Annotated in this window: 4 protein-coding genes and 4 pseudogenes; 3 read left to right on the top strand and 5 right to left on the bottom strand. The window is 62.3% G+C overall.

Annotated elements, in window-relative coordinates:
- Window positions 1–604 (bottom strand): nucleotidyl transferase AbiEii/AbiGii toxin family protein (locus SO180_RS41665; RefSeq protein WP_449384582.1); only part of this gene is annotated, 604 nt, incomplete at its 3' end.
- Window positions 601–1,215: a type IV toxin-antitoxin system AbiEi family antitoxin domain-containing protein gene (locus tag SO180_RS41670; RefSeq protein WP_449384583.1), complete on the bottom strand. Its 615-nt coding sequence runs from the start codon at window positions 1,213–1,215 to the stop codon at window positions 601–603. The genes SO180_RS41665 and SO180_RS41670, both read right to left, overlap by 4 nt.
- Window positions 1,216–1,304: 89 nt before the next feature.
- On the opposite strand from SO180_RS41670, the gene SO180_RS41675 reads away from it, so the two are divergent.
- On the top strand, window positions 1,305–5,354 hold the full coding sequence (locus SO180_RS41675; RefSeq protein WP_449384584.1) for a helix-turn-helix domain-containing protein: 4,050 nt from the start codon (window positions 1,305–1,307) through the stop codon (window positions 5,352–5,354).
- Window positions 5,355–5,607: 253 nt separating this feature from the next.
- Here SO180_RS41675 and SO180_RS41680 read toward each other — a convergent pair whose 3' ends face one another.
- Window positions 5,608–5,850, bottom strand: a complete 243-nt coding sequence (locus SO180_RS41680; protein WP_449384585.1) for a conjugal transfer protein TraD — start codon at window positions 5,848–5,850, stop codon at window positions 5,608–5,610.
- 1 nt (window position 5,851) lies between these two features.
- Window positions 5,852–6,064: pseudogene (locus tag SO180_RS41685) on the bottom strand (conjugal transfer protein TraD); the annotation flags it as partial.
- Here SO180_RS41685 and SO180_RS41690 point away from each other — a divergent pair.
- Window positions 6,034–6,286 (top strand): annotated as a pseudogene (locus tag SO180_RS41690) (MobA/MobL family protein); the annotation flags it as partial. The pseudogenes SO180_RS41685 and SO180_RS41690 sit on opposite strands and share 31 nt — an antisense overlap.
- A gap of 84 nt (window positions 6,287–6,370) precedes the next feature.
- Here SO180_RS41690 and SO180_RS41695 read toward each other — a convergent pair.
- A pseudogene (locus SO180_RS41695) lies at window positions 6,371–6,496 on the bottom strand (MobA/MobL family protein); the annotation flags it as partial.
- Between SO180_RS41695 and SO180_RS41700 the strand changes: the two are divergent.
- Window positions 6,489–6,680 (top strand): annotated as a pseudogene (locus SO180_RS41700) (hypothetical protein); the annotation flags it as partial. The pseudogenes SO180_RS41695 and SO180_RS41700 sit on opposite strands and share 8 nt — an antisense overlap.
- Between the last annotated feature and the right edge of the window lie 83 nt (window positions 6,681–6,763).

The raw sequence follows: 6,763 nt of genomic DNA on the forward strand, positions 1-6,763 counted from the left end.
GGAAATCTTTGATCCGGCCATTCGTTTCGCCGAAGCGAAGCATCGCTTCGAATTTCTCTGCCACGACGGTCTCGGGCGGGTACATTAGAACGTCGGCCGCAGGCAGATCGGACAGCAGGCTGGGGAAATTCTTGCGGCTGGGCGCGGGATAGACGCGGTCGCCAAAGCCGATATCCACCTGGACAGGAATAACCGCCGTACCCAAGCGGCCACTCAGGGTCAATCGAACGCCTTGGTATTTTTCCTCCTCGCGGACTTCCTCCACCCGCAAGGTGGACGGGTCAAAGATGATGCCGTCGGCCGGCATCTCGACCTGGCAGATGCGGGTGAACAGTTCGGTGATGGCGCCAGGGTCGGGATCTCCATGTCCGAGAAGGTCGAGATCACCGGTGGGCCGGAAGACTTGTTCCGGCCAGGTCACGAAGAGCATAGCGCCCTTGAGGATATATCCCTCTCGCGCTTCGGTCTGGCTCAATCGGAAAAGTAACCGCTCGATCGCGTAGCGCGTGAGGATTCGCTGATAGTCGTCACCATGCGCTTTAGCATGATTGAGGAGGCGCTGGCGGATCGAGGCGCTGGTGTTTTTGAGAGGTTTGGGTGTCATTGCAGCGCTTTGAGATAGGGACGGATACGCTCGGCCACGCGATCGATCTCGGCGTATCGCAGAATCTCGGCCACCGTCGTCTTCCGCATGCGGAGCGCATCGCGCAGCGCCTCGATGGCGACATCCTCACCGATATGGCGTCGATGCTTGAAGCAATCGGCGATGGTCTTCGCCACGCCGTAGATCGGAACGTCGACACCTTCAACCTGCACATGCTCGACACCGGCCGTGAGCACCTCACCGGTCGCCCGAACGATCTCGAGCGGCAGGCCATCGGCCTTCGGGGTCCTGGCTTTGTGCGGTATGGTCAGCCAGACGGCATGAGGGAGTTGGGTCGTCAGCCCATGGTGGCGCAACGCGCTTGCAAGGCTGACGACGCCATTGGGAACCGCCCGCGCAGCTTCGGCAAGATTATGGGCGATGTCTTCTCCTGCTCGTTCCGGATCCTGGTAGAGTCCCCTTCCGAGCCGAACGAGTTCCCCGCTGTCCGTCAGGCGCTTCAGGTAGATCAGCGGAATGCCAGCTGCCTTGAAGTCGCGCGCGCGGGCGATGCCTCGATCCTGGACCAGGCTGAGGGCACGCTCGCGATGATTTATATGACGTCTCGTCATCTTGTTATCTTTTGTCGGCAAATATTAAATATTGCCGACGATAAAGAACATTTTGGAAATCGCAACTGACGTCATATATTTCCTATGACATGCCGCCGTCCAGTCTCAATATCGAACTGACCCCAAAGCACGTACGCGCCGCGCGCGCGCTCTTGGCTTGGTCCCAGCAGGACCTCGCCAAGAACGCGGGCGTGGCGACATCGACAATAGCCGACTTTGAACGAGGTCGACGCACGCCAGTGGCAAATAATGCCCAAGCTATCCGCGACGCGCTGGAAGCCGCTGGCATCAATTTCTTGCCGACCGGCGCAGTGATCGGCCCTCCGATCCCCCAAATCGCCAAGTCCGAGCGTCCAGGCGCACCGATCCGCTGGGTGGATGCCGAAGATCTAGCTGTCTGGGCAGACCGCCTGGATGGCGCGGCGAGCCTCCCCACTCTGCTGGCACATCTCATCCGTGCCACCTCCGGGCCCTCGGTCGAGCTCCGCTTCCCATCGGACGAAGGCTATTCGGGCTGGGACGGTCGTACCGTCGCCGCCGAAGGAGGCGCTTACGTCCCGCAAGGCGAGGCCGGCTGGGAAATTGGCAGTCAGCGCGGAGGGATCGCGCAAAAGGCGACTGAAGACTACAAGAAAAGGACAGCCAAACCCTCGCCGCTGAAGCCTGCGACCTCCACCTACATCTTTGTTACCCCCCGTCATTGGCCGAAGAAGAGTGAATGGGCCGAGGCCCGAGAGATCGAGGGTCCTTGGCGCGCCGTCCAGGTCTATGACGCCGACGACCTCGTCCACTGGATCGAACAGACGCCCGCCGTCGGATTGTGGCTGGCCACCCGCCTCAATAAACGGCCACCCGGCACGCATCAGCTCGAAGAGGTCTGGGAAGAGTGGTCGCTCGCCACCCAGTGGCCACTGACCGAGGATCTGGTTCTGCGCGATCGGGACGAGGACGCTGCCGACGTTTTGCGCTGGCTCCGCGGTGAGCCATCGGTTCTCTCCATCCAGGCGACCACGACCGAGGAAGCCGCCGCCTTCTTCTACGCCACATTGAATACGCTGCCGGACGAGGCGGCCGCCCACTACCGAGCGCGGTGCCTCGTCGTAACTGACGCCGCGGCCGCTCGCGCACTTGCGAATGCGCCGGCGCCGCTGATCCTCGTGCTCACTGAACCGAACCCCGGGCTTGCGCGCAGTCTGGCGGACCGCGGACATTTTGTGTTGCAGACGTACGATGATCGCCCCGTGTCACCTGGCGAGGTCCGGAAGCTGGCGCGACCCTCCCGTGAAGGCATCGCCAGCGCGCTGATCGACGCCGGTGTCGCCGAGGCGCGGGCGCACGCGCTTGCGCGCGATAGCGCGAGGAATCTTGCCGTTCTTCGACGGCTGATTCCGACAGCGCCGGGTCGGCTTCCGGACTGGGCGCAAGAGGCGCCGCCGCGCGCCCTGCTAGCGGCGCTGCTCGCTGGGGGATGGGATGACGAGTCCGAGGCGGACAAGGTCAAGCTTTCCCAATTGGCGGCTGAACCCTATGACGACGTCGCCGGCGAACTCGCCCGATATGTGGGCGACTTTGACAGTCCGCTGCGCAAGGTCGGCTCGACTTGGCGGGTCGCCTCACCACCCGACGCGTGGCTACTGCTCGCACAATATCTAACCGCAGCCGACGTCGGCCGTTTTGAGGCGTCCGCGCATGAAATCCTGGGCTCGGTCGACCCTCGTTATGACATGGACCCGGATGATCGCTGGATGGCTTCAGTCCGTGGGGTTCGCCCAGACTATTCCGGTCTGCTACGCCATGGTGTCGGCGAAGTGCTGATTCTGCTCGCCCTGTGGGGCGACAAAATTCGAACGATGCCGAACGCTCATCGGCGCGCGGACGCGATCGTCGGTAAACTGCTCAAGGATGCCGATAAACGACGATGGTGGTCGCTCTCGCGAGACTTCCGACTGCTCGCGGAGGCTTCGCCGAGTGCCTTCCTCACGGCCATCGAAGACAGCCTTAATCAGAATGATCCGCCGATTCGCGCATTGTTTGGCACAGACGAGGGAGGCCTGGCCGGAACGGAGCACCTATCTGACCTGCTTTGGGCTCTCGAATCGCTGGCTTGGTCGCCGGAGCTTCTGCCACAAGTGACGCTGGTGCTGGCGAAGCTGGATGCCATCGATAACCCGCCCGGTCGCTATATGAATCGTCCAGCTAACAGCCTTCGCCAAATACACTTGCTCTGGTCGCCGCAAACCTATGCGACCCTCGATCAGCGCCTACGCGCTCTGGACCTGACCCGCAAACGCGAGAGCGATGCGGCCTGGAAGCTGATGCTGAACGTGCTGCCCCAGGGACACGATACATCCAGTCCTTCGCCGGACCCACGTTGGCGCGACTTTACGGTCGACAAGATAGAGGCGGTGACCTGGCCGCTCATCGCGCGCGGCGCCACCGCCATCAGCGAGCGCATCCTGGCCGACGTTGGTCTGCACGTTCCGCGCTGGCTGCATCTGCTTGACCGGTTCGCGGACATAGCGCCGGATCGCGATGCAGCCATCGACCTCCTCGACAAGGCTGAGCCGCGGATTAAGCCCCAATCGGAGCGGTCAGAGCTATGGACAGGCCTGCGCAAGTTGCTTCACCATCATCGGCAGTTTGCCGATGCCGATTGGTCGCTTCCCGCAGCGGAGCTTGATCGTCTCGCGACCATCCATGACCGGTTGGCTCCCTCCGATCCGCTTGAGCGAGTGGCGTGGCTGTTCGAACCATCAGTGAGCCTGCCCAACCCGTCGCATCAGGGCTGGCAGGCCAACGAGCGCCAGGTCGACGAAGCGCGACGGCAGGCAGCAAGGAACATCTTCTCCACACAGGGCGTCGACGGAGTTCGACGGCTAGCTCGTCTAGTTCCGACTGCCGGCTACATCGGCAAGGCGCTTTTCGAAGTCGGTCTTGATGAGCCGGACATCGATAAACTCCTGGAAGCATGCTTGCGCAGCGACGATCCGCGCGAGCGCGACGTTGCTCACGGCCTGATCATCTCTGCGTTCCGAGATCGAAAGGAGCCGTGGGCCGCGGCGCTTATCGCCAAAGCGCGCAAGAAGAAGTGGGGGGATACAGCGCTGCTTGCTATCCTGCGCGCGCTGCCCCAGCAGCGTTGGACCTGGGATCAAGTAGCGCAGGCCGGCGAGGCGATCGAGCGGGTGTATTGGCAACGTGCGCCAATCCTCTGGATAGAAGAGGACGATGATGCCGCTGCCTTTGCGGTGCGCAAGTTGATCGCGGTCGGTCGTGCGCGGCACGCCGTGCACCTTGCGGGCCGTGACCAGCAACGTCGACTGCCAACCGATCTCGTGATGACGATGCTGACGGAGGCGGTGAAACAGCCTTTTGAGGGGGACAGCGACGGCAACGAAGTGACGATGTTCCAGCACCATGTCATCGAAACCCTCGATCGGCTGGAATCGGAAGTGACGACGGACGTCCTCGCTCGACTGGAATGGGCCTATTTGCCGTTGCTTCAGCATTCTCGAAGGCGGCCAAAGGCTTTGCTAATGGCACTCTCCGAACAACCCTCCCTCTTTGTCGAAATGCTCCGCGCGGTCTTCAAGCCGAGCGAGGATAGCGGTGTGGTGGAGCCCGAACAGGCCGATCCGGAACGAGCGAAGGCCATCGCCCATCAGGCTTATCGGCTACTCGACCTTTGGAACCGGCTTCCAGGAACTCGCGAAGATGGCACAATTGACTCCGACGCGCTGAAAGCTTGGATCAACGAGGCGCGTTCACTTGCCAAAGCCGCGGGACGAGTTGACATCGCCGACAGCCGCATCGGAGCCATGCTTTCTGCATCGCCGAATGGCACTGACGGCATTTGGCCCGCCGAGGCGGTGCGGGAGGTCATCGACAACTTCGACAGCAAGCCGATGCTCGACGGCTTTTGGATCGGAAAGCGAAATCGGCGCGGTGTCACTTCGCGGCTGCCACGGGACGGCGGCAAGCTGGAGCGCAACGAGGCTGCAAAATACCGTGGGTTCGCCACCGCCCTCGCTTACGAACACCCTCGCACAGCCAAGGCTCTCGACAGTCTTGCCGACAGTTACGAGGAGGAGGCGCGCGGCCACGATGCGAACGCCGAGCGGCTCGATTGGGAATCCTAAAGCTCTGTCGGCCAAGCAGCCGCACGATAACGATTTTGGGCACGTTCCATGACCGTATCGCCGCATAGCAAACGCTATCCGACATTGGGCGCGGCCCCGCCCGCCTTGAAAGGGCGGTGGCGGTCTGGTCCAATTGCTTGGAGCAGGCGTGCCTTCGCCGTGACTGCACTACAACTGAGCCCCCCAATTTCTTCCAAAAGTCCACTCGATCCCGCCGTCGTCGCGCTGCAGGCTAACGTGCCATTGACGCGCATCAACGATTTGTGCGTACGTGCGTCGTCGGGTCCGCCTCGAACGCCTGCTTCCCCTTTGCGGCCCACAGCGCTCGTGCCCGTTCGCCTTGATCGCTCTTGAGCTTGTCGGCCATCCAGAGCAACGCGCCGAGAATGGTGGCGCCGTCGTCGGTTAGATCGACTATACCGGCTTTAACGATGAGGCCACTCAGTTCTATGAGGTGCCGCGTGCGCTTGCGGCGCTCCACCTGCCACGCGCGCATGTCATGTCGCGCCCTTTCGGCTTGATGCCGGTTGCGTGCCGCTCGGTTGCGACTGAGCGCCGTCCGTGTTGCGGTCAGTTGTCGGTGCATTTCGCTGCGTCCGGCTTTGAAAGAACGCGGCCCCGCGCCTGGCCCATGCCTCCCTCTTTCCGGCCTCCTTCGTCTCGGCTAGCACGATCAGCGCGCGCGTTCGAAGTCCGGAAAGATGCTCAGCTTGCCCGTGAGGTCGAATTCGCCATCCCGCGCGAGATGAGTGAGGCGCAGGGCATCGAACTAGCCCGCAACTTCGTTCGTGGCGAATTCGTCGATCGGGGCATGGTTGCCGATCTCAACGTGCATTGGGACATGGCCGAGGACGGCATGCCCAAACCCCATGCCCATGTCATGCTGACAATGCGCGCGGTGGACGAGAACGGCTTTGGCCGGAAGATTCGGGGCTGACGCCACCGCGCTGGAGCCAGACTTGCGGCCAATGACCTTGACGTGAAGATGATAGATCGCCATCGCGCCAGCGCTCCACCACCTCAGTGCGGTTCCAGTCCTCGAAGTCCCGATCCTCGATACGTTTGGCGGACGCGCCGATCTGGCTTTGCGGCTCCAGCGCGATGCCTTGGGCTTCCAAACTGCGATGGTCAATGCGAGCGTCGGGCGAAGGGACCGAGGCCGACCCCGCCGAGATGCACCGCGAGATCGCGCGCGGCAATGGGGAGCGGATCATCGCCGATCCCTCCCTTGGGCTGGACGCGATCACCCAGCAACAATCGACCTTCACACGCCGCGACATGGCAAAATTCGCGCACCGTCACAGCGATGGGATCGACCAGTTCAACGGTTCGTGCGTGTTCCAGCCGATCGTGATCACCGATTCCAGGCCATCGTGATCACCCATTCCAGAGCATCGTGATCACCATTT

The sequence above is a fragment of the Bradyrhizobium sp. UFLA05-112 genome, assembly GCF_053572325.1.